Annotated in this window: 25 protein-coding genes and 1 pseudogene; 13 read left to right on the forward strand and 13 right to left on the reverse strand. The window is 65.7% G+C overall.

Annotated elements, in window-relative coordinates; all coding sequences use genetic code 11:
- Positions 1-222: 222 nt before the first annotated feature.
- The gene (locus IU459_RS34785; protein ID WP_195133848.1) at positions 223-840 is read right to left on the reverse strand and encodes a recombinase family protein; all 618 of its coding nucleotides are present in this window, start codon (positions 838-840) and stop codon (positions 223-225) included.
- A 195-nt stretch (positions 841-1,035) separates the two neighbouring features.
- On the opposite strand from IU459_RS34785, the gene IU459_RS34790 reads away from it, so the two are divergent.
- The 4 genes from IU459_RS34790 (at position 1,036) to IU459_RS34805 (ending at position 5,727) form a co-directional block, all read left to right on the forward strand.
- Positions 1,036-2,301, forward strand: coding sequence for a tyrosine-type recombinase/integrase (locus IU459_RS34790; protein WP_195133849.1), 1,266 nt, complete (start codon positions 1,036-1,038; stop codon positions 2,299-2,301).
- The gene (locus tag IU459_RS34795) at positions 2,298-4,253 is read left to right on the forward strand and encodes a site-specific integrase (RefSeq protein WP_195133850.1); all 1,956 of its coding nucleotides are present in this window, start codon (positions 2,298-2,300) and stop codon (positions 4,251-4,253) included. Before IU459_RS34790 ends, IU459_RS34795 begins: the two co-directional genes overlap by 4 nt.
- Positions 4,254-4,343: 90 nt before the next feature.
- Positions 4,344-5,051 carry a site-specific integrase gene (locus tag IU459_RS34800; RefSeq protein ID WP_324199145.1) on the forward strand — a complete coding sequence of 236 codons (708 nt, stop codon included), beginning with the start codon at positions 4,344-4,346 and terminating at the stop codon, positions 5,049-5,051.
- A 58-nt stretch (positions 5,052-5,109) separates the two neighbouring features.
- On the forward strand, positions 5,110-5,727 hold the full coding sequence (locus tag IU459_RS34805) for an IS3 family transposase (RefSeq protein WP_195133851.1): 618 nt from the start codon (positions 5,110-5,112) through the stop codon (positions 5,725-5,727).
- Here the strand turns inward: IU459_RS34805 and IU459_RS34810 are convergent.
- Together IU459_RS34810 and IU459_RS34815 are read right to left on the reverse strand one after the other, a co-directional pair.
- Positions 5,700-6,083, reverse strand: a complete 384-nt coding sequence (locus IU459_RS34810) for an ATP-binding protein (RefSeq protein ID WP_228838940.1) — start codon at positions 6,081-6,083, stop codon at positions 5,700-5,702. The two genes, IU459_RS34805 and IU459_RS34810, sit on opposite strands and share 28 nt — an antisense overlap.
- A gap of 23 nt (positions 6,084-6,106) precedes the next feature.
- Positions 6,107-7,637 (reverse strand): annotated as a pseudogene (locus tag IU459_RS34815) (Mu transposase C-terminal domain-containing protein).
- A gap of 221 nt (positions 7,638-7,858) precedes the next feature.
- On the opposite strand from IU459_RS34815, the gene IU459_RS34820 reads away from it, so the two are divergent.
- On the forward strand, positions 7,859-8,293 hold the full coding sequence (locus IU459_RS34820; RefSeq protein WP_195133852.1) for a helix-turn-helix domain-containing protein: 435 nt from the start codon (positions 7,859-7,861) through the stop codon (positions 8,291-8,293).
- 27 nt (positions 8,294-8,320) lie between these two features.
- On the opposite strand, the gene IU459_RS34825 is transcribed toward IU459_RS34820, so the two are convergent.
- Entirely contained in the window at positions 8,321-8,473 is a 153-nt protein-coding gene (locus IU459_RS34825; protein ID WP_195133853.1) for a hypothetical protein, read from the reverse strand.
- 190 nt (positions 8,474-8,663) lie between these two features.
- On the opposite strand from IU459_RS34825, the gene IU459_RS34830 reads away from it, so the two are divergent.
- A complete protein-coding gene (locus IU459_RS34830) occupies positions 8,664-8,849 on the forward strand; it encodes a hypothetical protein (RefSeq protein ID WP_195133854.1) in 186 nt (61 codons plus the stop codon).
- Complete coding sequence (locus IU459_RS34835) at positions 8,846-9,145, forward strand: hypothetical protein (RefSeq protein WP_195133855.1); 300 nt, start codon at positions 8,846-8,848, stop codon at positions 9,143-9,145. Before IU459_RS34830 ends, IU459_RS34835 begins: the two co-directional genes overlap by 4 nt.
- 29 nt (positions 9,146-9,174) lie before the next feature.
- On the opposite strand, the gene IU459_RS34840 is transcribed toward IU459_RS34835, so the two are convergent.
- A complete protein-coding gene (locus IU459_RS34840; protein ID WP_195133856.1) occupies positions 9,175-9,666 on the reverse strand; it encodes a hypothetical protein in 492 nt (163 codons plus the stop codon).
- 411 nt (positions 9,667-10,077) lie between these two features.
- On the reverse strand, positions 10,078-10,590 hold the full coding sequence (locus IU459_RS34845) for a hypothetical protein (protein ID WP_195133857.1): 513 nt from the start codon (positions 10,588-10,590) through the stop codon (positions 10,078-10,080).
- A 153-nt stretch (positions 10,591-10,743) separates the two neighbouring features.
- On the opposite strand from IU459_RS34845, the gene IU459_RS34850 reads away from it, so the two are divergent.
- A complete protein-coding gene (locus IU459_RS34850) occupies positions 10,744-11,025 on the forward strand; it encodes a hypothetical protein (protein WP_324199146.1) in 282 nt (93 codons plus the stop codon).
- Complete coding sequence (locus IU459_RS34855) at positions 11,022-11,378, forward strand: regulator (protein WP_195133859.1); 357 nt, start codon at positions 11,022-11,024, stop codon at positions 11,376-11,378. The genes IU459_RS34850 and IU459_RS34855 overlap by 4 nt, the downstream gene beginning before the upstream one ends.
- A 43-nt stretch (positions 11,379-11,421) precedes the next feature.
- Here IU459_RS34855 and IU459_RS34860 read toward each other — a convergent pair whose 3' ends face one another.
- The 3 genes from IU459_RS34860 to IU459_RS34870 form a co-directional block, all read right to left on the reverse strand.
- The gene (locus IU459_RS34860; RefSeq protein ID WP_228838941.1) at positions 11,422-12,126 is read right to left on the reverse strand and encodes a hypothetical protein; all 705 of its coding nucleotides are present in this window, start codon (positions 12,124-12,126) and stop codon (positions 11,422-11,424) included.
- 102 nt (positions 12,127-12,228) lie between these two features.
- Complete coding sequence (locus tag IU459_RS34865) at positions 12,229-12,840, reverse strand: hypothetical protein (RefSeq protein WP_195133860.1); 612 nt, start codon at positions 12,838-12,840, stop codon at positions 12,229-12,231.
- Between the two features lie 124 nt (positions 12,841-12,964).
- Positions 12,965-13,480, reverse strand: coding sequence for a hypothetical protein (locus tag IU459_RS34870; protein WP_195133861.1), 516 nt, complete (start codon positions 13,478-13,480; stop codon positions 12,965-12,967).
- A gap of 430 nt (positions 13,481-13,910) precedes the next feature.
- Here IU459_RS34870 and IU459_RS34875 point away from each other — a divergent pair, with 430 nt between their 5' ends.
- Together IU459_RS34875 and IU459_RS34880 are read left to right on the forward strand one after the other, a co-directional pair.
- Positions 13,911-14,381, forward strand: a complete 471-nt coding sequence (locus tag IU459_RS34875; RefSeq protein ID WP_195133862.1) for a hypothetical protein — start codon at positions 13,911-13,913, stop codon at positions 14,379-14,381.
- A 146-nt stretch (positions 14,382-14,527) separates the two neighbouring features.
- Complete coding sequence (locus IU459_RS34880; protein WP_195133863.1) at positions 14,528-17,047, forward strand: SEL1-like repeat protein; 2,520 nt, start codon at positions 14,528-14,530, stop codon at positions 17,045-17,047.
- Between the two features lie 19 nt (positions 17,048-17,066).
- On the opposite strand, the gene IU459_RS34885 is transcribed toward IU459_RS34880, so the two are convergent.
- Genes IU459_RS34885 through IU459_RS34900 form a run of 4 tightly spaced genes read right to left on the reverse strand, consistent with a single transcriptional unit; the run spans position 17,067 to position 23,596 of the window.
- The gene (locus IU459_RS34885) at positions 17,067-17,507 is read right to left on the reverse strand and encodes a hypothetical protein (RefSeq protein WP_195133864.1); all 441 of its coding nucleotides are present in this window, start codon (positions 17,505-17,507) and stop codon (positions 17,067-17,069) included.
- A 1-nt stretch (position 17,508) separates the two neighbouring features.
- Positions 17,509-19,698, reverse strand: a complete 2,190-nt coding sequence (locus IU459_RS34890; RefSeq protein ID WP_195133865.1) for a site-specific integrase — start codon at positions 19,696-19,698, stop codon at positions 17,509-17,511.
- Positions 19,695-21,458 carry a hypothetical protein gene (locus tag IU459_RS34895; RefSeq protein ID WP_195133866.1) on the reverse strand — a complete coding sequence of 588 codons (1,764 nt, stop codon included), beginning with the start codon at positions 21,456-21,458 and terminating at the stop codon, positions 19,695-19,697. Before IU459_RS34895 ends, IU459_RS34890 begins: the two co-directional genes overlap by 4 nt.
- The gene (locus IU459_RS34900) at positions 21,458-23,596 is read right to left on the reverse strand and encodes a tyrosine-type recombinase/integrase (protein ID WP_228838942.1); all 2,139 of its coding nucleotides are present in this window, start codon (positions 23,594-23,596) and stop codon (positions 21,458-21,460) included. Before IU459_RS34900 ends, IU459_RS34895 begins: the two co-directional genes overlap by 1 nt.
- A 656-nt stretch (positions 23,597-24,252) precedes the next feature.
- Between IU459_RS34900 and IU459_RS34905 the strand changes: the two genes are divergently transcribed.
- Both IU459_RS34905 and IU459_RS34910 read left to right on the forward strand, forming a co-directional pair.
- Positions 24,253-24,846 (forward strand): YciI family protein, encoded by a 594-nt coding sequence (locus IU459_RS34905; RefSeq protein WP_195133867.1) that lies wholly within the window; start codon positions 24,253-24,255, stop codon positions 24,844-24,846.
- A gap of 23 nt (positions 24,847-24,869) precedes the next feature.
- A complete protein-coding gene (locus IU459_RS34910; protein WP_195133868.1) occupies positions 24,870-25,166 on the forward strand; it encodes a hypothetical protein in 297 nt (98 codons plus the stop codon).
- The last annotated feature ends 94 nt before the right edge of the window (positions 25,167-25,260 follow it).

A 25,260-nucleotide genomic window follows, 5' to 3' on the forward strand; every position in this document is an offset into this window, starting at 1 on the left:
CGAATCTTGCGCTCCTCCAGAGCATCTCGTGCAGGACGCGCAACCAGCACTTTCGGCAAATCCACCTCAACCACACCCGAAGCACCAAGACCAGCAACAAGATACATGATCTTTGAGGAACGCAGCACTAAGTCGGTTGACTCCGCGCGAAAAACAACGAAGTTGTCTTGACCAGCGGTGATGGCAGGGTTCGGGGTGCCGGGTCGGTGGGTGTCGTGACTGCTATGCCCGTGGCGCGGTGCCGCTGATGATGCGGTGGATGGTGGAGCGGCCGACGCTGTATTCCTGGGCGAGGTCGGCCAGGCTCGCGTTGTCGTCGGGGTCGTGGTAGCGGCGGTGGATCGTTTTCCGTGCTGCCAAAGGTAGTTTCGGCTGTTTGCCCTTGAGGCGGCCTTTTGCGCGGGCCTTGGCCATGCCCTCGCGGGTGCGTAGGTGGTTGAGGTTGGCCTCGAATTCGGCGACCATGGCGAGGGTTTGCAGGAACAGCTTGCCGAACGGATCGGCCCAGTCGTAGATCTGGCTACCGAGCCCGAACAACACGTCGCGTTCGCGCAGGCTGGTGAGGATCTCGCCGGCCTCGGCCATGTTGCGGGCGAACCGGTCGAACTTCGTGGTGGTCAGCACCACCTGCCGCCCGGTGACGGCTGCGGCGGCGGAGGTGACCGCGGTGAGCGCGTCGTCGAGGCCGGTGCGGTTGCGGCGTGTGGTGCCGGAGAATCCCTTGTCGATGAAGATCCGCTCGCGTGGTACTGCGAGGGCGATCAGCTGGTCGGTTTGGATCTCGACGTCTTGTTCGTCGGTGGAGCAGCGCACGTATCCGACGCGGAAGGGCTCGATCACCGTGCGATCGTTCCATATGACGGGGGTTCACCGGAACGGCTCGTGGAACACCTCTACGGAACACCCGCGACCATGGAAGGAATGGTCTCGCTGTGGTGTTCCTGTCGATTTTCGAAGTCACGTGCGCGGCGTATTAACTGAACTAACTTCGTAGTTGTTGCAGGTCAGGGTAGATTTCTGCTAGCTTTCCGCGCCATGCGTGATGAGGGCGCTGAGCGGGATTTGTCGGCTCTGGTGGTGCCGGATGTCGGCCGGCTGGAGGAGACCGGTGATATGTGGGTGCCGTACCGGCTTCTCGATGCGGACGGGGTGGCGATCCAGCCGGTCGCGGCGTTTTTCGTCGAGCTGCAGGCGGCCGACAAGCGACCGTCCACGATCCGGTCCTATGGTCACGACTTGCTGCGGTGGTGGCGTTTCCTCGCAGCGATCGGTGTCGTGTGGGACAAAGTGACCCCGGTGGAGGGGCGTGATTTCGCGAGATGGATGTTGTTGGCGGACAAGCCAGTTCGCGCCCATTGGCGCAGCGGACCTGGCGGCAGGTCTGTCGGTCGGCGTCGACGCACGAATCCGACCGTGAATGCCATTACGGGCAGGCCGAGTCCAGGTATGAAGTATTCGGCGGCGTCGCGGGCACACGCGGAGACGGTGTTGCGGGCGTTCTACGACTTCCAGTTGGAGCGAGGCGCGGGACCGTTGATCAACCCCTTTCCGCTGGATCGTGGTCGCCGTTCGAGGCGGGCGAACGCGCATCACAATCCGATGGACCCGTATCGGAAGGAGCGGGTTGGCCGCTACCGGCCAAAGGTTCCCAAACGGATTCCGAAAAAGATCCCTGACGAGCAGTTCAACGCGGTATTCGCCGGGCTGAAGTCGAATCGGGATCGCGCTTTGCTGGCGTTCTGGGTGTCCACCGGCGCCCGCGCCGAGGAACTGTTGTCCGCGCATCAGGGCGATGAAGACCTAGGACAGCAGTTGATTGCGGTGACCCGCAAGGGTTCTCGTGAGGTCCAGCAGCTTCCGGTGTCTCCGGATGCGTTCGTGTGGTTGCGGCTCTATCAGGAGGAGATCTGGCGGCGGGGCGCTCCCCGCGGTCGTCGGTATCCGTTGTGGTTCACTCTGCGTCGTCCGTGGCGGCAGTTGTCGTATCCGGCGGCGCGGGCGATGTTCAGCCGGGCGCAGCAGGTGCTCGGCTCGAACTGGCCGATCCACGCCCTGCGGCACACCGCTGCTTATCGCATGGCCAGCGATCCGGAGATGGACATTACCGATGTCCAGTGGATCCTCGGGCACGCCTACCTGACCACGACACAGCTCTACACCTGTCCCAGCCAGGACGAGGTGATCGCCAGCGTGCTCGCGCACCACGACCGGCAGTCTCGCCGGACCGGGGCTGCCGCGCGGCGCCCAGCGCAGGGATACAACCCCCGCTCCCTCGACATGTTGTTCGGCAGGCCGGAATGACCATTACGACGATTGCGGCGTCACCGCACACCGATTGGACCAGCGACAAGGCCGAGCGGACGAGGTCGACCCGCGGGCTGCTCGCCGAGACGGTGATGGCCCAGTTCCCCACCCGGCCGTCGGCGGCGGCATTGGATGAGGAGTTGACGGTCGACGAAGCCGTCGATCGAGCCGATGAACCGCAGTTCCGATCGCCCTGCGAAAGCACGAGATTCCGCCGTCGGCGCGGCACCAGGGCGTTGTTGCGCTGGCTGGCAAATTATCCCGGCGATACCTGGCAGCAGCGGTGGCAGGCCAGCGGTGCCGAAGCCGAGCAGAAGAACTGGACGGCCGCACCGCTGGAATCGCTTGCCGCGCAGGACAGCAAGGTCCGCAAAGACGAACTGTGCTCCGGACTGATCATGTTGGCCATCACCCGAGTCATCCACCTGAGCCCGGCATTCCTGCTGACGATGACGCGAACCAGACACTGGGTTGCGGCAGTCGGTGAATATCGCGATCCGGCGGGGTTTGCCCATCTGCGCGCGGAAGCCGATGCCGGAATCTGGGAATCCGGGAACGGGTTCCTGGCTCGGTGGCAGATCGCGATCCTCATCCTCGCCAAAGGCGGCGGGGTCCGCGACATCACCGTCGGCGACTGCCTCGAGCTGCGTCAACTCGACATCACCATGGGACTACGCGGCCAACCCCGCTACCTGTTCTATGCCCTGCTGCATTCCGCGGGCATCTTCCCGCCTGGGGCGCCGGCGACCCTGCGCGGAATCACCACCTTCGGTGGTCAATACAGCATCGAAAGGTTGATCGACCGCTATCAACTGGCCAATCGAGAGATCCGCGATCTGCTGGTCAGCTATCTTGCCGAACGCCAGGCCGCTCTGGACTACGGCTCACTGGAAGACCTCGCACGCACGCTCGGCTTGCACTTCTGGAAGAATCTGGAGACCCATCATCCAGGCATCGATTCGCTGCACCTGGCGCCCGAGGTCGCCCGCGCCTGGAAAGAACGGCTGCGCACCAGGGTTCAGCGCAAACGTCGTGCCGACGGCACAGTGATCGAGGCCGTCGTCCCTCGCGTCAGCTATTTCCAACTCGCGACGGTGATCCGGGCGTTCTATCTGGATATCGCGCAGTGGGCCATGGAGGATCCTGTCCGATGGGGGCGATGGGCGGTCCCGAGCCCGATCAGCGGGGCCGAGGTCAGTTACAGGAAGATCCTTTCCCGGCGCAAAGCGCGGATGGACCAGCGCACCCGCGACCGGCTGCCCTTGCTGCCCGCCCTCGTCCAGACCGCCGAACGCCGCGCCGAAGAGGCCCGCATCCGGCTCGACGCAGCGTTGGCCACCGCGCCGCACCAGACATTCACCGTCCTGGGCGAGACTTTCACCAAGACCTCCGTGCCCGGCCGACTCCAGCGGCATAAAGCCGTCCGGCAGGTCATGGGCGTCATCGACCCCTCCGGCCGCCGCCGCAACCTCCGTGCAGAGGAGAACCGAGCCTTCTGGGCTTGGGCTGCGGTGGAGCTTCTCCGCCACACCGGCGCCCGGATCGAGGAAATGCTCGAAACCAGCCACCACAGCATCACCCAATACCGGCTTCCCACGACCGGCGAAATCATTCCCCTGCTGCACATCGCACCATCGAAAACCGACGAGGAGCGCCTACTGGTCATCAGTCCCGAACTGGCCGACGTTCTGTCGACGATCATCGCCCGGGTCCGGCAGAAGGACGGGACGATTCCATCAGTCCCCTTCTACGACACCGCCGAGCGAGTCTGGGCAGCACCGGCACCATTGCTGTTCCAGTGGGACTCCGCCGGCAACAAGAAGGTCATCGCCAGCTCCACGATTCGCAAAGGCATCAAGGAAATCTTCGAGGCCACTGATCTGAAGGACACGGAGGGAGAGCCACTCTATTTCCAACCCCACGACCTGCGCAGAATTGTCTCTGCTTAGTTGTCGTGCCGCGATTGGCGTCGATCTGGTTGTTGCCCTGCGGGTTTGGGCGTTGCGCTGGAGCGTGTGGTGTTTCTACCGTGACCGCTCGTGATTCTGACTTTCTTCTCATCGCAGGGCTGGGAGTCCTGGGACCTGGGCTCGCGGCCGTTGATTCCGGAGCAGATGCCGGTGCTGGTCGATGACGATCTGTTGTTCGAGGACGGGCCGGGTGCTGCGCGGCCGACAGTGGCGGTCAACCGGTGGCTGCGGATGCTACCGGCCAGTGGAGCGCCGTCGCCGAACTCGTGGGAGGCGTACGCGCGGGCGGTCAAGGACTGGATGGAGTTCCTCGCCGAACATGGTGTGGACCTGTTCGATTCGCGGGAGCGGTTGAAGTTGGTGTTGAGCCGCTACGCCGAGTATCGGGCGACTGGCCCGCTTGCCCGGCGGCTGGCGGCGAGCACGTGGGGCCAGCACATGAGCATTTTGTCGCTGTTCTACCGGTGGGCGATCGAGGAAGGGCTCGCACCCGCCGAGCCGTTCACCTACCGCATCGCGCGAGCGTTGTTTCACGGCACCGGCCGTGAGGTGCGGGTGAACCTGGCGGTGCGTCGGACACCGAAACCGCATGTGACGATCAAGTATCTGGAACCGGATTTCGCGGGATTGTTTCTCAATGGGCTGCGCGGGCTGGCGCCGGACGGTGTTCTCGACACCGGCTATCGGGGGCGGGAGTTGGCACGCAACGGCGCGATCGGGGAACTGGCGCTGGCGACCGGGCTGCGGCTGCAGGAGTTCACTCATCTGCTGGTCTAAGGAGCGGGTTGGCCGCTACCGGCTCGAGGCGGGCGAACGCGCATCACAATCCGAGCTCATGCGGGAGCTGGATCTGGTGCCCTGCCAGCCGAAACCGTGGCGGCCGGCCACCACCGAAGCCGACATCGGCCACCGGATCCCCGACCTCGTGCAGCGCGACTTCACCGCCGCCGCGCCAGGTGAGAAATTCGTCTCCGATATCACGTATATCCGGACGGCTGAGGGGTGGCTGTATTTGGCTACCGTGATCGACTGTTACACGAAAATGGTAGCGGGATGGTCGATGGCCGACCATTACCGAACGCCGTTGATCGAGGCTGCTCGCGACATGGCGGCGACCCGTGTCGATATTCGCCCAGGAGCGATATTCCACAGCGACCGCGGCTCGAACTACACCAGCTTTGATTTAGGGAAGAGACTGAAGAAGATGAACATGCTTCAGTCCGTCGGCCGCACCGGGGTATGCTGGGACAACTGTATGGCGGAATCATTCTTCAGCACCCTGAAGAACGAATGGCTGCACCGGGTGGAATTCACCACCCGCGACCAGGCGCGGCGTGCGGTTGTGGAATACATCGAGACATTCTACAATCGGAAACGTCTTCACTCGGGACTCGGCTACAAGGCGCCACTCCAGGTCCACGCCGATTACCTGAACCGGCAGGCAGCAGCATGAAATGACCCTTCAGGATGCTGTCCGGAAAACGCCGGGCCCCTCACGAACTCGATCGGCTTGCGTGGCGGCGTGCCGCCGATCCCGAGTGCATCGAACAGCGTGTAGCGGATATCGCGCGGGGTCGGCCGGGCCCGGAACTGCACCCGGCACGTCATCTCCGGCGTGAGCAACTCCCGCAGAGAAGCTTTGACCGACAAGGTCTTTCCCAACCCGGCATCACCGTGCACACACATCATGGCCTTGGCATCGATGACGTCGGTGAGGTTGTCGCGGGTCAACAGCAGCGCCTCGGTGGCCACCGTGTGCGCACCAGGGAGCCCGAGGAAATGGTCGGCCAGGGCGTCATCGACGTCCACGCCAGGGTTACGGGGCGCTTGGCTCACTCAGTGTCCTCGTTCTCTTTCGTGCGCAGCACTTCGTCCAGATCGACCGGCAACACCCAGTTCGCGGGTGGCGGCGCGGGTTTGATCAAGTCCGGGCGGGCCCAGCGCGCCATGTCCGCGGCCTGCTCCTCGAACAGCTCCCGGCGGGCTTCGGCGTTGGTGAGCGTGTCCAGTCTCTTCGCGGGTTCGGGCACCGTCGCCGCGGCGCAACGGATCCGCCGGGTAGCCTCCGCGGCCACCAGGTCCGCGCGCAGTCGGCGAGCCTTGCCGTCGCGGGCGCGGCGAACCTGCTTGCGGGTTTCCGCGCTGGCCTGGTCCGCGAGGACCTCGGTGCCCAGGTGCGCACCGGTTTTCGCGTCGAACACCTCGATCTGCTGGGTGTGATGCGGCATGTACCGCACGCGCACCGCGGTGCCGACCTGCCCGACCATCCAGTCGGCGACGTAGTGGCGGCCGCGCCCGAATCCCACGCCCTTGGTGGTGATCTTGCGTTCGCGGCGGCTGTCTTCGAGGGTGAACATCCACAACCGGGAGGCGTCAGCGTCGTGGATCGGTGTCGGATCCTCCTGCCAGGACTGCAGCGGGGTCAACCCGCCCAGGGCCTCGATCGTGTGGATCTCATTCCACCACCGGATCCAGTTCTGCACCTCGCCCACGAACGCCTCGAACGTCAGCGCGGGCTGATTGGGATCGACTGGCGTCCCGCTGATCTGGGTCTGCCGATGGGTGTACGCCGGGAGTTTCGCGAACAGCAGATTTTCAGCGGCGCCGTTGATCGCCTCGACCGTGCCTTTCAGGTAGGGCGTGTAGCCGGGCAGGTCCACCACCCGTACCGCGAAGGCCTTCAACGCCTCCTCGACCGTGCGGGCCAGGAAGTCCTTGCCCTGGTCGACACGGACCAGCGTCGGGATCCCGCCAGCCGGGCCGAACGGCTCATCGCGCAGGATCGCCGCGCGCAACGCGACCAGGATGCTTTCCCGCGACGGGGCCCGTGGTGTCACCGCAGCCCAAGATCATGTCGTGGGTGGCGTCGACAAACCAGGTCACCCAGGGTTTCACCAGGATGCCGTCCACATCCACGCGCACCGGCGCCTCGACGTGGTCGCCTTCCCAGGCATGGTTGCGGTGGGTGGCCGGGCGCTGCAGGAACACATCGAACTTGCGGCGGGCCCGCTCCCCCGCGCGCAAGCCTGCCCGATCACCGGGCGAAATGTCCTGCTGCACCGCTCGAAGCAACGTCCTCAGACTCGGCGCCGGCGGGCCGCCCTCTCGCTCCTGCTCGACCAATTCCCTGTGGAGCGCGGAAGCGTTCCCACGCCAATAGGCGAGGCGCACACGGAGATTCGCGTCGATGTGCAAGCGGGGCTTCTGCTTTCGCGGAGGCGGCGGGGTTCTGCGCGCTCGCACCCACCGCCACATTGTCCGCTCGGACACCTCCACCGCCGCCGCGGCGAGCCTGACATGTTCGCTGGTCAGATCCCCAGCACGGTCCAGGACGGCAAGCCGTTCCGCAGCTGAGCGGCGCAAAGCCCGCACACTTGCCTCGACCACAACCACGGCCTTCCGAACCCGTTGGCTCGCACCGCAACCCGCTGCGAACCCGCTGACCTCATCGGATGGAATTCGATCACGAACCCCGCACCGACACACGGGAGTTCACTGACAATTTTCGTGGCAAAAAGCTACTGACATTTCAATGGCGAGGCGCAGGAGTCCGCGACGCCACGAAGAAGGGAAACGCCGAGCTCATGCGCATCGGACCTGCGGCGGAGGAGTCCGCCATCACGACGCCGACAGCGGCCGCCGACGATCCGGGCGCGGGAGCGCCCACCGATCGGCAGCGGCTGGGCGACCTTATCCGCACCGCCCGCGAGCGTGCCGGGCTGTCCAAGCGGGCGGCGGCGCGACGCGCCCGCATCAGCGAAGGCCGGTGGCGGCAGCTGGAGAACGGCTACGAGGAGGCGCGCGGTCACCGGACCCACGCCAACGCGACCCGCGCGACGCTGGTGCGGATGGCGGAGGCCGTGTCGCTTCCGGCCGGAGATCTGCTGCGGGCGGCGGGGTTCGCGCCCGATTCGGCCGCCGAGGCGGTGGACGTCACCGGCCTGCGGCCCGACGAGGTGGCGAAGGTGCGCGAGTTCGTCCGGTTCCTGCGGTACGAGCGGAATGCCATGCGGAGCTGACTCTTTCGCTCGAAACCGGGGGATGGGTCAGGCTGCGATGGCGAACAGCGTCAGCGGTTGCGCGGCGGCCGCGTGCTGCTCGGCGCGTTCCTTGACAGCACAGGTCGGGCTGATGCCCGCACTCACCGAGGCCGCCGACAGCAGCCAGCCATGGCAGCTGGCGACAAGTGCACGGCGCACGGTGGGCTGTTCATCGGGTGTCGGTCTCGGCCATATTCGATCTCTTCCTCCGGCCAGGGTTTGCCTCTGTCTCCAGAGCGGCACAAGCGACCGACACCTTGCGTCCGATCGGAACCCACCCGAATCCCCGCGGCCCGCGGTGAGGTCGAAGAGGATGTGCGGTGTCGGTGTGGAGGCGTAGCTTGCTGAAATGACCTATGTCAGCGCCCTGTTCGCGGTGATCGTGTGTGCCCTGTTCGCCAGTGGCATGATTGCGCTGCACCGATCCGACGAGCGAGCCTTCCGGGAACGCGAACGCCATCTCGGTCGGGAGATGACTCCCGGTGAGGTGTGGTGTTATTACCTGGGCGTGGAGCCCGACGAGCCGAGGTGGTGACCAATTCCGGGGAGGGGACACCGAAGGCGCGGCGGCGGGCCGCTCGTGAGGTGGTCGCGGCCTACCACGAAGCGCGGTTGGTGGAGCTGATCGGGCACGTCGAACAGGCTCTGGGTGGGTTCCGGGCGGGGGAGTTGGATGCGTTCGAGGTCGATGCGGTGATTCACCGGTATCACCGTGCTGCACAGCGGCTTTGGACATTCTGCGAGCAGTCCGGCGCGCAGGTGGAATCCACCGCGGCGCTCATCGGGCGCATGACTGGCGAAGGGAAGACACTTGACTGGTGGCAGGGGTAGGACTCCTTGGTGCGGGAGCCCAGTTGGCTTTACCAGTCGTTCGAGTCGAAGGACAGCGGATCGTGGCAGCTGGCGATGATGGCGGCCAGTACCTTGCCTTCCTCGCGTGCTCGCGGGATGGTGCCGTTGAGCCAGTCTCGGGTGCGGTCGAAAGTGGCTTGGTCACAGCGCACCTCGGCCAGCGCCGCGTCGTATTCCTCGCGGGTGAGCAGCAGGCCGTGCTTGCGGGCGGCGGAGCGGCTTCGCAGCTGGGACAGCCTGGGTGCCAGCGCCGTGCGGCGCAGTTCGGCGAGTTCGTCCAGCAGTTCGCGGCGCTGGGCGGCCAGCTCGGTGAGTTGGTCGCGCACCGCGCGCTGGTCGTCGACCAGCGCGCGGGGAATCGGTTCATCGGCCCGCTTGAGTTCCCCGTATCGGCGGTCGAGATCGCTGCGGCGGCGGCGCAGCTGCTCGTCACGGTCGGCGAGTTCGAGGGCGAGCTCGGCGATTTCGGCGACGCGCGCCGGAAGGCTGGCGGTGAACACGGGCAACGCTCCGATCGGGGGTGTCGGGAGAGTGCGGGTCGTTTCAGTATGCGTCGCCGGCCGCGAGGGACTGGTGGTTCTTCGTCGCCGCGTGCCGGAGTGCCGATCGGTGCCGCCTCGGCACTCCGGCTGTTCCTGTCGAATGACCGATTGTGCCGCCGGACCGACCTCTGGCGGCCTTCGGGCTTGCCCGATTTGCTCCGGCGGCGTCGGCGGGTCAAACTCGGACGACCGGTGCGTCGGCATCGGTCGTCCGAACCCTGCGTGGCGCGAACCAGACTCCGTCACCCTCCCCCCGCATCCTGCCCCGGCACCCGGGTCGCGCCGACCGCCGCGCCTGTTCGGAACCGCGACGGTCCGGACGCCCGTCCCCGTAGGCGCGTGGCGTCCGGATCCGTCTGCGCCGAAGGTCTAGACCGGCGCGGGCTCGAGCCGGTCCGCGACGTAGTGGTAAAGCCGCCAGACCGATTCGGAGAGCAGCTCCCGATCAGCGCAGCACACCGTCGCCAGGGACGGGCGTCCATCCTTGGTGGTGTGATAGCGGCCCTGGTCGCCGTTGCGGTCGTGGTGCTGGGGGTCGCGGACGAAGGCGACGATGGCGTGCTCGGTCTCGCCGTCGCCGAGCAGCGGGTCACCCGCTGCGGCGAGGGTGTCGAGAAAGTCGGTGAGGATATGGCTCGACTTCAGGCCGGGCGTGGTGGCGTAGGCCGGGTACAGCGCCTTGAGCGACAACTCGGCGAGCTGACGCGACAGGAAGAACGCCGGCTGCGCGGCCCCGGCGTCGATGGCGGCCTGCGCGGCCGAGGCGAAGTCGAACAGCGTCATCGAGGGCGAGTTCATTGGATGCTCGCGGGAAATACAGAGAACGTCGTCTCGGCTGTCGTGGTCGACCGCAGGGTCGCCGAACGGACTGATATAGGCCACGGACGGTGATTCTGCTCCGCGCGCTGGTGCCGGGGAAGGGGTTTTCCGTCCGGTGACCAGGGGCCTTCGGGTAGCGGGCCGCCGGGGCGCGGGCCTGTTCCGGCCGAGGTGGCGACTCTCCCGGCCCGGCGTATTCGCTTGTATGCTCTAGGGGTGGGTTATCACTTTCGCGACGACGTTGCCGAGTCCGTGTACCTTCACGACGTCACGAAAGCCGAGGTCATGCAGGCCCTGGCGTATCCGAGGCGATGGCCGCAGCGGATCGAGTCGAAGGTCGACGCCCGGGTGCTCCAGATCTTCAGCCGCACGACCGAGGCCCGCGCCGTCGCGGTGGTGGTGATCCAGGTAGATCGGTGGGATTGGCTGATCTACGCAGCTCGGCCCCTCGAGGTGGACGAGAACGCCGAATACACCGTTTGGGAGGCACAGCAATGAGCATCGAACGCCGAATCGAGGAACTGACCACGCAGGCCGACGACGCTGGCCTGATGGGCGACTTTCTGGCCGGTCGGCTGGTTCGCAGCAGCGAACCGGCCGAGGTGTCCGAGTTGCCCGTGCCGGATGCCGTCGAGGTGGAGTCGGCGGGGCTGATTCCGACGACGGTCCGGTTCTCGCAGGCCCAGCGGGACAGGCTCATCGCGCTGGCGAAGGCGCGCGGCACCGACGTGTCCAGCCTGCTGCGGGAGTGGGTCGATCACCAGCTCGAGGTGACCGAACACCCGGAGCGGCAGCTGATCACCGTCGACGAGGCGATCCAGGCGTTGCGGAACCTGCCGCACTCCGCCTGACCGGAGCACGGGCGACGGGCCGGTACACGCGCCCGGCCCGTCCTCATAGCGGGAACAGTGACGGCTGGTCGGCGGCGGCGCCGGTCCAGGACAGGACGTTGGGCAGGTTCGCGTCCGGGGCGAAGGTCAGGTAGGTCCCGTCCACGCTGTCGCAGCCGATCGCGGTCGCGTAGTCGTAGCGGCGGCGCGAGTTCACCCGGCCCATGTGGACGTGCTTGCCGACGCTGGAGGCGACCGCGGCAAGGTTGGCCGCTTCCGGGCCGAGCTTCCAGGCGGTGTCCCCGGCCAGGAATAGGGCGTCGATCTCGTCCCACGGATCCCAGGTGTCGTACTCCATGAAGTTCTGGGCCGCGAAGGCGACGGGAAACCCGAGATCGCGGATGCGCCGCAGCATCGGCCGGGAGCGGGCGAGCGTGGCGAAGTGGTTGCCGACGACATCGGGGGCGACCACGAACAAGCAGCGGTCGGCGTGCGGGCGCAGCCGGCCGAGCCAGTTCAGGTAGGCGTCGTCGCCGGGGTAGGACCCGCCGAAGACGCCGTTGTCGGCGCACCACAGCGGGTAGTCCTCGGCGAGGCGGTTGCCCTGGGCGGGAGTCATGATCGCACCCAACTCTGCGGCGCGGATCCGGTCGCGGATCGCGGGCGTGCTGGGCGGGGTGAGGTAGAGCGGAGCGCGGGGAGCGTGATCGTGCCAGCGCTCGACCGCCCAACTCTCATCAAAACGTTCGTTTTGGATTGCCGCAGGCATGGGTGCCTTCCCTTCCGGCTGCGATGGGGTGCGTTCGGAGACGGGAGAGAAGAGGCGGCAGACGCGGGATTCCGGTCTGCCGCCCCGCTCCCGATGGGAGGGCTAGAAGGTGAGGGTGAAGCGCAACGCGGCGTGGTACTCCTCGAACTCGACGTCGAAGATCTTGCCGGTGGACTTCTCCCAGTCGCCGACCACGACGAAGCGCCGCTCGGCCAGCTGGCGCGTGGCCTCCTCGGTCGTGTCGACCGGCGTGGCGGGCGGATCGAGCGGGACGTAGGTCCCCATCGGGTGGTCCTCGTAGTCGAAGACCTCGACCGCACTGCCCGGAGACAAGGTGGCGCGCACCGTGATCACGCCCCGGAATTCGGCCTCCATGGCCCTGACGATTTCGGTCAGCTGATCGACCGCCGTGTACAGGGCGGTCGCGCGCTCGTGCAGATCCGGGCGGCTGGGGGTGAACAGGGGGTCCAGGTACGCGCGGGCGGTATCGGTGTAGGTGTTGACGGTGTCGCCGTGGAAGCGGCCGACGGCGGCCGCCGCCGCGAGCGCGCGGATGGTCAGGTCGGCGGCGCAGTCGACGAACCCGTCGGCATCTTGAACGGCCAGTTCCTGGGCGGCCTCGGTCAGGAACTGCACCACCTTGCTGGGTTCGGTCGCGGGCCGGGCGTCGGCCGCGGTGGGGCGCAGCGGGAACGGGTTGCTGATGATCTGCATGATCGGGAGTCCCTTCGGGAATGTGCGAGTGGGTGAAGAAGGCGGGGTGTCCGGTCCCGCTTCCTTCTGTGTCATATATTACCCGTTTTCTGGAATGAGTCAAGTCTTCCCCGGCATGTCTCGCTCAGGCCGATATCGGGAACAGCGCCAGGTCGGTGCCGGTGGCCTGCGCCCACCAATCGGCGAATCCAGGCCGCTCCTTGTCGGCGACGACGGCGGGGGCGACGACGAAGAAGTGCTCCAGCTCGTGCGGGCCGGTGCCGTCCCGGCCGGGGACGACCGCGCGGGCGATACCGTCGGCACCGAGCTCGCGGCGGGTGTCGACGAGCACCGGCGAGCCGTCGGGCCCGCCGATATCGACCCGCAGCGGAGCGCCGTCGAGCCAGGCGGCCATCTTCTCGCGCGAGCCGACGTCGACCGACCGCACCGACCGCACCGACCGCGCGACCATCTTGGTGCCGCCGGTCTGAGTGCGCCGGGCGAGGCGGCGGACCTCGTAGAGGACGTGCGGTTGCTCGGCGAGTGCGCTCTCGAAGGCGGCCAGGACGCCGGTGAGTCCGGCCGCGCGCACGAAGTCGACGGCGCGCTTGCCACCAACGAGGCCCTGTTTGGCGTTGAGCGCGAGCGCGGTGTGCTCCATCAACAGCATCCGCGCCCCGGCGTCCGGGAACGCCGCGTAGCGCGCCAGTGTGGCAGCGCGATTGACGGCGGTGACCAGCGCGAAAGAGCATTTTCTGGCCGCAGTTGGCGTGTCTGCATGAGCATCTGTCCAGATAGAGTGTGTTGCCGTACTGCGGAGGCTGTGTCGAATCCGAATGGTCATGTGTCTGGATTCCTGTCGCACCTGTGTGTGCTAAGTCATAGCAGCGGTGATCGTGGCATTGGTGCGGTCGTGTGTCGTCGATCTGTTGTCGTCGAGCGTTTCTGGGTGGTGCCACTGCCTCATCGGATGTGGCAGTGATGGCCTGGGAATCTCTGGAGTAGCGATTGATTGAACGTGTATCGTCGGCACTCCGGGTGCATGCTGGTCTTGCGTATGGCGGGACTGGGGGCGAATGGGAGGTCGGAGCGTGGATCCCAGTGTTGTTGTTGCGGCGGTGGCGGCAGCGGTGTCTACGGGTGCATTGACGGGGCTGACCGAGGGGGCCAAGCTAGCCATCGCGGACGCCTACGCCCAGCTCAAGGCTGTGATTGCCCGAAAATACGCCGGAGTGGATGTCTCGGTAGTGGAGTCGAGGCCCGACTCCGTGATGCGACAAAATGTGCTCGAGGCCGAACTTGTCGAGGCAAGTACTGGCGAAGATGATGAGTTGCAGCGGGCGGCTGAGCATCTGCTACGCGTCGTTCACGAGCATGCTCCTCGAGCGCCAGAGTTGGTGGGGGTCAGGTTGGTTAGGATCTCGGCTGGTGGGCTGGAGGTCAGCAGGGTCAAGAGCAGGGGCGCTACGGCAGTTGACGCCCGCGATCTCGATGTCGAAGGCAGAGTAGTTATCCGCGACATCGAGGTGGAAAGGGAGGGACACGCGCCCGACCCTCGGTAGGCGCGGACCGTACGTGGCGGCGATACGCCGGGCCAGAGGTATCCGCGCCCACCAGCTATAGCGACGTCGAGGTCGGGCGAGATCTCATTCACACCACCGTGGTCGGAGATCAGTATGTCGGTGTCGTTCCACAATCTGTGGAGGCATTGGTCGATCTGGTCGAAGTGCGTGGAGCTGGGGGCGGGCTGCCGACCGTAGGAGAGCTCGACCCCTATCAGCTGAAAGCCACACCCTCAGAGTTCGGTGACAGCAGCACTTACGGCATGCGTGACCCCTACGTGCCTCGCACCCACGCAATGGTCGACCAGCGGGTGCGCGCAGCGCTAGCCGGTGCACGGTTGGTGCTACTGATCGGTCCGTCCAAAGCAGGTAAGACCCGTACCCTGTTCGAAGCATTGCGTTGCGAACTGCCCCACGCCCTGGTCGTGGTACCCGACCGCTCGACCCTGGCAGATGTCGCTGGCTGCCGGGAGTATCAGGACGCGGCCGAGATGATCGTGGTATGGCTCGAGAACGTCGATGAATTTCTCACTGCGGAACGCGCCTTGACTCCACGAATGCTGGCGATGCTCACTGCGCGGCGGGCCCGCACGGTCGTGGTGGGGACGCTGCGCAGCGAGCGGTACCACGAGTTGAACATCGAGGGTGAACTCGCTCGCGATATCCGTGCGGTACTCGAACAGTCGAGCCGCATCGAACTTGAACCGACCAGCGCCAGCCCGGTCGAGCAGGCTACCGCGGGCCAGCTCTATCCAGGTCTCGATCTGAGCCGCCATGGCGTGGCGGAGATGCTGGTGGGTGCTCCAGCGTTGCTGGCGTACTATCGCCGCGGTTACACCGCCGCGAGAGTCGCTCCGCAAGTCGTAGCGTTCACGACAGTGGTCGAAGTCGTGATCGACTGGGTGCGAGTAGGACGCCCGGACCGGATCCCCGAAAGCCGAGTCCTCGATCTGGCTCGCAAGGTGATCGACACTCGACACAGCGGCTATGACATCAGCGACCGCGACCTGACCGAAGCCATCGCTCAAGCCCGCCTACCGATCACAGGGGCCGGGGCCACTAGCGCGATCGACTCGACGTGGCTCACCGGCTCCCGAACACGCGGCTACCGTCCCTTCGACTACCTCCTCGCCGCCGACGACGACCGGCAACAGCGCCCTCCTCGCCCGATCCCCGACTTCTTCTGGCGCGAAGCCATCCAGAATGCGCCGCCCGCGATCCGGTTCGCTGTCGCCTATAGCGCCGCGCTCCGAGACAAACACCAGATCGCGTACGACCTGTGGAAGCAACTCGCCGACTCCGGATCCATCTCCGCCATGAACAATCTCGGCCAATTGCTCCGGCAGCGTGGTGACCTGGGCGAGGCGGAGAGATGGTGGCGGAAGGCTGTCGATGGGGGTGACATCGAGGCGATGCGCAATCTCGGTATCCTGTTCGCGCGCCGTAACGATCTGTCCAGTGCCGAGCCCTTGCTGCGCCGGTCCGCCGAAGCCGGCGACATCACCGCCATGAACAATCTCGGGCAATTGCTCCGCCAGCGTGGTGACCTGGGCGAGGCAGAGAGTTGGTGGCGCAAGGCTATCGACGTCGGTGATGACGCCGAAGCGATGGACAATCTCTGGCGCTTGCTCCACAAGCGTGGCGATTCGGCTGGTACCGAAGCATGGATGCGGGCCGCCGCCGAGGCGGGCCACGCCGACTCCATGCACGTCTTCGGGTTCGAGTGTATGGAGCGTGGAGATCTGGTCGAGGCAGAAGATTGGTACCGCAAAGCTATCGATGCCGGTAGCGTCAAAGCTCTGTTCAGTCTCGGGCTTCTGCTCCAAAAGCGCGGTGATACCGCCGAAGCCGAAACCTGGTACAGCCAAGCCGCCGACGCAGGAGACATCGACGCTATGCGCAACCTCGGGCTCCTACTGGAGCGTCGCGGTGAACTCCCGAAAGCCGAGAACTGGTATTCGAAGGCCGCCGCGGCTGGCCACGTTGCGGCTATGGTCAACTTGGGACATGTTGTCTATAGCCGCGGTGACCTCGCCGGTGCCGAAACTTGGTGGCACAAAGCAGCCGAGGCCGGCGGCTCCGACCTTGTCTACGAGCTGGCGAACCTGCTCTGGAAACGCGGTGACCATGGCGCTGCCGAGACCTGGTACAGGAAAGCTGCCGCGACTGGCCATACTGACGCGATGAACACCGTTGGCGCTCTGCACTTTCAGCGCGGTGATGCCGCGGGGGCCGAAGTTTGGTTCCGCAAAGCGACTGAAGCCGGCCACCCCGATCCGATGTTCAATGTCGGAGTAATTTCGTATCAGCGTGGTGATCTGGAAAAGGCCGAGCAATGGTGGCGCAAGGCGGCTGAAATCGGCCATGTGCAGGCGATGCTGAACCTCGGTTCCATGCTCGCCGAGCGTGATGACCTGGCTGGTGCTGAGGCTTGGTTCCGGATGGCCGCTGAAACCGGCCATCCGCAGGCGATGTGCGGTCTCGGTGCGCTTCTCGCCGAGCGTGGCGATCTGGACGGGGCCGAAATGTGGTTCGGTATGGCTGCTGAAATCGGCCATGCTGAAGCCATGCACAACCTTGGTGAGCTATTCGATGAGCGTGGCGACGTAGCCGAAGCCGAGAAGTGGTGGCGCAAGGCCAGCGAGGCGGGCTACCAAGGGGCGTAACGCCAATGAGCCCCAGCAACTACCCGCAGTGTCTTGAGTTGAAGCCGCGAACGACCCCGCCGGAGACTATAGCGCCGCGAAGCCGGGTGATCTCGTCGTACTGAGCCGCCAGCTGCGACACAGCCTGAACCCGGAATGCTGTCAGTTCGGCGTTGCGCCGCTCCTCGACGGCGACCCGGTCCTTGAGGTGCACGACCTGCTGTTTCAACCGTTCGATCTGCGCGTCACGCGGATCACAGATCACCCCGGCAATGCGCAGGTGGTCCCTGCGTTGTTCGAACTCCTCCTTGAGATGCAGGTAGGTGCTGTAGAGCGCGGCGCGAGTTATACCGCTGGAGGCAGCGAGAGTTTGGACATCGCACTTCCCGCCGAGCGGGATCTCTCCGCGCAGCAGACGGTCCATCGCAGCCCGGATGGCGGCTTCATTCTGTGTACGGGTCTCGTCGGTGAGCCGTCCCACCTCAGCGCTCTTCCGCGGCGATAGCTGCTGGAGTTGGTGCGTCAGCAGCGTCGATGTCGGCCAGAACCCGAAGCGCGCGGGCGCGCTGAGCTTCCAACCGAGTCCGTTCGGTCTTCTGAGCGCGGCCCAGGTTGCCGAGGAAGACTGTCGTGTTCTGCACTGTCTGTTGCCATATCGGTCGGTGACGGGGGTGGTGGGTGGCTTGTGGGCAGCGGGCTGAGTCGCACATGCCGATCAGTGGCCGGTCGGCGGTGGGTGTGCCGGCCAGGCGTAGGCACAGGGCTTTGGCGGGGTCGGTGAACCAGCAGTAGTTCGCTGTGCCCAGGTGCAGGGTGTTGGCGCGTTTGGCGAGCATTCGACGTAGTTCCTGGTCGTTGAGGATGATTTTCGGGGCGGCGCGTTGTTCGTCTGTGAGGTTGCCGTCGACGGTGTCGAAGAATTCGATCAGCTGGCGGGCGTGCGGGCCGGAGGGCCGGATGCCGTTCTGGTAGTTGTCGATTTCGTCGAGGAGGAGTCCGAGGTTGCGTTTCTGTTCTTCGGCGCCGACCTCGGCGAGGAACTTCGCTTGGGCGCCGCCGGGGCGGCCGGCGTAGCCCTCGGTGGTGACCACGCTGATGTGTTTGAGCGCGAGTTTGGCTGCCAGGAGGCCGCCTGGCCGGTAGGCCAGCTCGATCGCGAGCGTGCGGCGCAGCATCCGCAAATCGATGTGGATGTCCGGGATCGGCGCGAGTCCGAGGCGTTCGCCCGCCGGGGAGTTGACCCAGGTACGGAAGGTCCCGTAGATGTTCTTGAAGGATATGCGGCCGAACAGCAACGTGCCGGGTTCGGCATCGACGTCTAGGAGTTGTTCGGCGAGCGCGATGGCGCGGTGGACCTCGGCCAGGACCACCCATTCGTCGGGTTCGCCGCCGTGGCCCCGGTTCTTGACGATTGTCCCGGCCACCCGGTAGCGGGTGAGGCCGGGTGCTGTGTGTTCGGGTGGAAGGCGGCAGCCTTTGACCAGTTCGGACAGTTCGCTCGCGCGCATGCCTGTCGTCGCGGCGATGACCAGAAGGCAGGCGGTGCGCAGGATATCGGGCAGGACGCGAGCGTGGCGTTCGGACAACGGCCGGGTCCACGGCACCTGTCCTTGTCCGTCGGCGCGGGTGACCAGTGCAGCGTCGCGGCGGATTGGTTCCTCGATGCCGACTTGGGCGACGGCCTGTTCCAGGGCGGGGCGCAGGATCGGAAGCCATTCGTTGCGGAAGTGACCGCATCCGGCTTCGGCCGCGACGTCACGCAGTGAGATCCCCCAGAGCGGGTCGGACTCGTCGACGACGTATTTCTTGATCGTCTCGACGCGCGAGGGCACCCGGTTGAACGGCCTGCTTTCGCTCACCCGCTTCTCGATGGAGTCCAGCAGGACATCCCGGCCCGGACTGCGGAGGTGGGGTAGCTGGTTGACCCGTTCGCGGTCGGCCTCGACCTCGCGTATCAGCGGCACGATGTGGGGGCCGAGTGTGTCGATGAGGTAGAGCGCCGCGGCCAGCATCGGTTGCAGGATCTCGATCGGCACCGGGGGTGTGCTGTTCTCGGCCGGGGTGCTCAGCCCGGCGACCGCTACCGCTGCCCTGCCCCCGAAGGGCCGGAAACCGGGCAGGTAGCGGTCGGTGGTGAACAGATCGTGATATTGGGCCAGGCCAGACACGATTTGGGCCGCCTTGTTGACCGCGCCGCGTTGATTGACGATCTCGCCGCTCTTGTCGCGGCCAACGCGGCGTTCGGCGATGTAGGAGTCGCACAGGTGATCATCGACCTGTCCGAGTTCGGTGATGCCGTTGTCGGTCAACCAGTTCAACCAACGGATCAGCTCGTAATGCCTGCCGATGCACGCCGAGACCGTGCGGGCGACCCGGAAAGCACCTGGTAGCTCCCGCACGGCTTCGTGGGTGGGCACCATCAACGCCACCAGATACTCCTTGGCGACAACGCGCCACCGCGGATTTCGGATCGCGGCCAGATTCCATCGTTTGTGCGAAGAGGCCAGGTAAGCGGCGAGGTCGGTGGCGGTGTTGAAGTCCCAGACGTCCTGGTCGAAATTGGGCCCCACCGCGCCGGGAGCAACGGCGATGCCGATCGTGCGGCATAAGTCCAGGCCCGCGAACGGAGACCTGCCCCGGGTGTGTTCGGTGGTGGTGACGGGTGCGGTCATGAGGTGGTGTGTTCCTCTGGGAGCAGGGGCAGTTCGGTGTCGGTGTCGGCGACCTCGCGGGCCGCCTTGACGAGCAGTGCGGGATCGCGGTCGCGGAAAGCAATCAGGATGGTGTCGATGCGTTGTGCGTAGGGGCCGAAGATCGCCATGAACTGGGCGGAGGGCATCTGCTGCCATTGGCGGGCGAAGAATGCCTGCATACGCAACAGGTTCACCGCGTGGCGTGGGGTGAAGACCGCCAGCGGGCACAGCAGACACACCCACGGCCGTGCCGGGCACGGTTTCCCGACCGGCCCGTGCAGGCCGGACAACGGATCCGCGCACGCCGCGACGAACACGTCCCGGTTCGCGGTATCGACCAACTCGTCGATCGTTGCAGCGGTCAGGCCCGCCGCCCGGATCACGTCGGGGAACTGGTCGGCGAATTCTGCGGTCGACTCGGTGCTCAGCACGATCGGCGGCGCGGCCTTACGTAGCAGGTCCGCTTGGCTGTTCTCGATGATCGTCTCGACCGCGTCGCGCTGCGCGGGGGTGGTGGCGGTGAGGTAGTTGTCGCCCTCGACTCTGGGTGTGTGGTTGGGGTCAACCGCCGAGCGGGGGCTGCCGAACCAGGACTTGCGGTCCCGCAGCGACAGAAATGTGGTGCGGATACGGCGCCGGTCGATCCGCAGCGGCGTGCCGTCATCGGCCAGCAACGACAGACCGGCCTCGTGTGCGGCCGGGTGACGGCATTGCACCCACCGGGAGAGCTGATTGAAGGTGAACCCCTCGGCGGTGACTCGGTTGTAGCGGGGCGAGTAGCGGGTCCACAGCTTCGCGCGTGTGGCCGGCGGGGCCAGGTCGCGGGTGAGCGTCGAGTGCTCGAGCCACTGTTCGAGCAGGCGCACGGACCGTCGGTTGAGGGTCACGCTCTCGGTGGTGGTGCGGCCCTTGAGATAGCCGAGCAGGATGGTGGAATCACCGGCCCAGTCCAGATCCTGCACGCCGAGCGCCTCGATGCTGTCCGGGACGATCCCGATGTAGGTGCCCAACAGCAGGCGATACGACAACGCGACATCGCTGTCGACGAACAATGCCGCAATCACTTTGGGCAACAACGTGACACATCGCTTGCCCGCGCTGTACCCGTGCCGCTGGACGAGCGTGGCCCATGTCATCGGGCCTTCTCGATCGATCAACCAGCACAGGTTGTCGAACGACCACCCGAATTCACGCGGGTCGCGGCCACGCTCCACCGCGGCCCGCGCCGTGCGGTGGTCGGCGAACGCGGCGCGGATGATCGTTCGGCTCACTCGCCGGATCTGCTGCCACTCGCTGTCGCTGTAGGGAACGGAAGGCCGTTTGTCGCGGCGACGTGTCGCGTTGTAGTGGCGGCCGTCGACCAGCGCCCGCACATCCGGGGCGAGCACAGAGGTCTGCTGGTCCAACGCGGCCAGCATCCGTCGGGTCTTGTACTCGCGGGCATACCCGGCGCCCATCCAATACTGCGCCAGCCTCGCCCGGGTCAGGTCCGCGGCGCCACCGACGTGACCGTGTTCGGCCAGCTCGGCCACGGACCGGCGGATCGCGGTGACGTACTGCTGGAAGGTCTTCAGCTCATCGACCGGTCCGTGCGGATGAACAACGTTGCACAGCCCGATCAGCATCTCGCGGGCCAACCGCGGATTGCGGGTCTCCCCGATGTAGACGGTCGCCGCTGAGCGCCGCGCGGTGGACACGAACTCGATACCCAACGGGTCATCGATCAGTTCCGCCGGCATCAGACGGCGTCCTCGAACTCGTCACTGAATTCGTCGTCGGCTTCGCGTTCGGCATCCGCGATCTCGGCGAGCCCGTACTCGTGGCTTGCTCGTTCGTAGGCTTCGCGGTAGATCCGGGTCATGTCCAACCGACGCAGATACATCTCCGTGGTCAACACCGAGGAGTGTCCGAGCAGATCCCGCAACACCATCAACGGATCGGACTTGGACAGATACAACGCCAACGCCGCATCGGCATCGGTGTCGCGCACCAGCTTCGCCGCCTGGGTGTAGTAGCCCTCGACCAGCATCTCCAGTGTCCGAATCGCGAACGAATGACGCAGCCGGTGCGGGTTGACTGTGGGAAACCGAGGCTCGAACCGAGCGCGAATGCGATCGGAGGCACGCTCGAAAACCGTTGCCCACGCCGTGAACGGGCCACCATCACCACGCACCGCGACCAGCATCGACCCGCCCTCCGGCGCGACCAGACGCAACCGCTCGGCCGGGCGAAGCGCCGCCCACCGCACCCGCTTGCCATTCACCCGGCCACCTATCGGGCCGATCTCGGTGACCAGCAGCGGATCACCCGAGCGTGTCGGAGGCCGCCAGGTCGAACCCTCGATCGCGAGCGGGCGAGCCAGGTCGAGATAGCGGTGTACCTCGGCCAGCGCCTGATAGGTGATCCAGGTCGTGCGGAACTTGCGGCCCTTCGTCACCCCCGCAGGCACCCGGAACGGGATCGGCAACGCCGACGGATTCGACGGCAGTGCGGGGATTTCCGGCACCAGTAGGTAGGTGAACTCCTGGCGACGCAACCCCGTCGCCAGACCCAGGCCACCGATCGCGGCGTTGCGGGCGAGTTCGCGACCGCGGTAGCCGGTGTCTTCCGCCCCGTCGGGCGTCAAACCCGCCAAGGCTTTGAGGAACAACGCCTCGAAATCGCGTTCCAGATACTTGATCGTCACATGCGCCTTCGGGCGGCGACGCACGGCCAGATTCTTGCGGACCTCCCGGACCTGTTCTCCGTAAATGGTTTTGGCTTGCGTGTAGGTGAACGGTTCGGCCTGAGCGTGTCCCTCGGCGACCGCCCACCGGTAGAAGGCGGCCAGAACGCTGACATGCCGATCCCAGGTCGTTACCTCGAAGCGAGCGTCAATCGGGCCGCACGCTCGGTGCACCGCATACGCACTCAACGCGTCCTTGAGCGGACGCCGCTCATCGAATAGGTCCACGCCGAACTGGCCCAAGAACTCCATCCACGACCGCAACACCCGGGCATACGACTCCCACGACGACGGCGCCGGGCAACCACTCGACGGCAGCTCACGCAGCCACCGGTTCACCACCGTCGACGGCCGCGCACCGGCCCCGTCCTCGAACACCAAGTCGTCATCGACGAGGACGGGCATACCGTTCGGGATGACCGGCCGCCGCTGGACATCCCAGGACTCCCACCCCACGGACGAAAAGAAGATCAACTCCATGTCTCGTACATACATTCGAGACGAGCTGGAGTGCAACACAGTTATCGCTGGTCGCCTACCGTCCGGCTCCCTATCGAGACACGACATCAAAGCGGAGAGAAGACAAAACACGCACGCCGACTTCTGCCACGCCCGCCCCGTCCTCTCGCCGATGTAGGCGAGCACCCGTTCCCGATCCCAGCCCCACGAGATCAGCGGATACTCACCGCGCCGCAGCGCGGTGTCGTACCCGGCGTCGCGGCGGGCCCGCGACAACTCACCGGCCTCGAACCCCACGACGTGGCGGTAGGGCCGTCCGTGCGTGATCGCGGCGATCACCGGGTCGAGCGCTTCGCCCTTGGCCGACATGCTGCACCGGCGACTGCCATCGACCTGCGGCTGAGTGCCGGCCGTGAGCATCTCGGTGCCGAGGGTGTAGGCGTTCTCGATGTAGAGGCGCTGGGGCGAACGGGAATCGTCGAACACGACGACGCCGGTGCCGTTGGCGCGCACCCGGCGGTCGGCCCGCCCGATCTGGATGAACCGAATCCGATGCCGGGCCAGCAGCGGGAGCACGACCTCGGTCACGTCCCGCGCGGTGTCCTCCCACTCATCGCCCACCATGGCGGTGGCGACGGCCAGCTCCGCCAGGTCGAAGTCCCGGCTGTCGGGGTCGAAGATCCAGCGCAGCAACAGCGCCGTGCTGTCGGCCCCGAGCCTTCTTTCGCCGGTCCGCGACTGTTGGCGCGGCTGGCTAGGACGCTGCCGCGTCGACGGCGAGGGTGTGGCGCGCCTGGCGGTTGACTTTACGCGTTGGGTTGAGTGGCAGTGTTGGCAGGTTACGAGTCGTTCGGGCAGCATGCGTGTCTCAATGAATTCGCAGTCTCCCGCCGATCAGATCGGCCAAGCTACCGGAAATAGGTAGCGTACCCCGCTAGAAGTTGGGACTTCGCAGCATCGAGGGAGGGCATGATGGCGCTGACCACTTCTCTGGTAGGCATTCATCGTGCAGGCGGCCATTGAACTATTCGATGTATCCCTTGCGTCAGGGCTGACCGGGCGGGATGAACGCTAGCCCGACGCGTTCGCCAGCCAGTCGGCCACGGCAGCGCAGGCCAGCTCGGGGCCGTTGTCGGGCGGAGGGGTTGAAGGTCCGGCCAGCGAACCGCAGGTTATCTGGAGAGTTGAAACTTTTGGAACCGCGTGGAAATGACCGAAATCCCGCGCGGTGTTGAATACTCAGGTAGTGCGCCACTCGCGTGTCCGACGGCTTTGCTGCGTAGGTTGCCTCTATATTCACTACCTATCTTTACTACCCCTGAAGTCTTCGATGCGAGAAAGGCCCGGCGATGGACAACGACCGCTTGAATGCGTCATCGAAAAATTTGTTCGACAAGCTAATTCACGAACAGCCTGTCGGGCGGTACGCGCTCGCTGGCTGCGCGAAGGACGGCAGTGAAGGCCCGCCTCCCAAGACGCCGCCACCGCCGCCGTCGAAGGTGACGGACCTGCGGACGTTGGTGCAGCAGGCGGTGCGGGAGATGATGATGGGTCAGATGACCGTTCGGGTCAAACCGGGCTCGGGGTACCTCGGCATCGAACGCTCTCCACTTGAGTTCGTACCCGTCGGAGCGCCGCGCGGCAACCCCAACGGCGGCAAACGGGCGTTCATGGTGACGTATCAGGATCGCGGTGAGGTGGACGAGGATTCGTTACCGGATCGTATCCTGGACCACGCCATGCATCTGCGGCGGTTGAACGACAACGGAAACCTCGAAGCCGCCGCGGTCACCGCGTCGGGCGAGAACGGCATCCAGATTCTCCTCGCCGAGACGCGTGAGGAGGCCGAACGATTCGCCAGCGAGGACCCACTGCTGGGCGCGGGCTATTTCCGCGGCTTCGACATAGTCGAGTTGCTGCCGTCGTGGATCGGCGACTGCTGACTTCCCGAAGGCCGGCTTCCACCATGAAACAGACCGCCATGGCGCGCTACGCACAAGGGTGGCTGGTCGGTGTGAACGCATCGGCCGCGCAGGTCATCCCGTTCGAGGTGGTGGCTGCGAGAGGTGACGCGACGATCACGTGCTCCGGTCGCCTCGCACCTGATGTCAAGGAAAGCTTCCACCTGGCAGTCTGGGCCGCCACCATTGTGCTGGAACGGCATTCGCACGAGGTGCGCGACTTCCGAGTGCACCTGAATCTTCCCCTGCGGCACGTCGCGATCACCGGCCAATGCCGTTGCTTGACCTGTCACACCTACTGAGCTGTTACGGGGTGTAATGCAATGACCTTGCTGGTGGTTCTGCGGGTTGTCCTGCGTGCTTGGCTTTTTTGGCGGAATGAGTACTTCGAGTCCG

The sequence above is a fragment of the Nocardia amamiensis genome (genome assembly GCF_015477605.1).
Taxonomy (GTDB): Bacteria; Actinomycetota; Actinomycetes; order Mycobacteriales; family Mycobacteriaceae; genus Nocardia; species Nocardia amamiensis_A.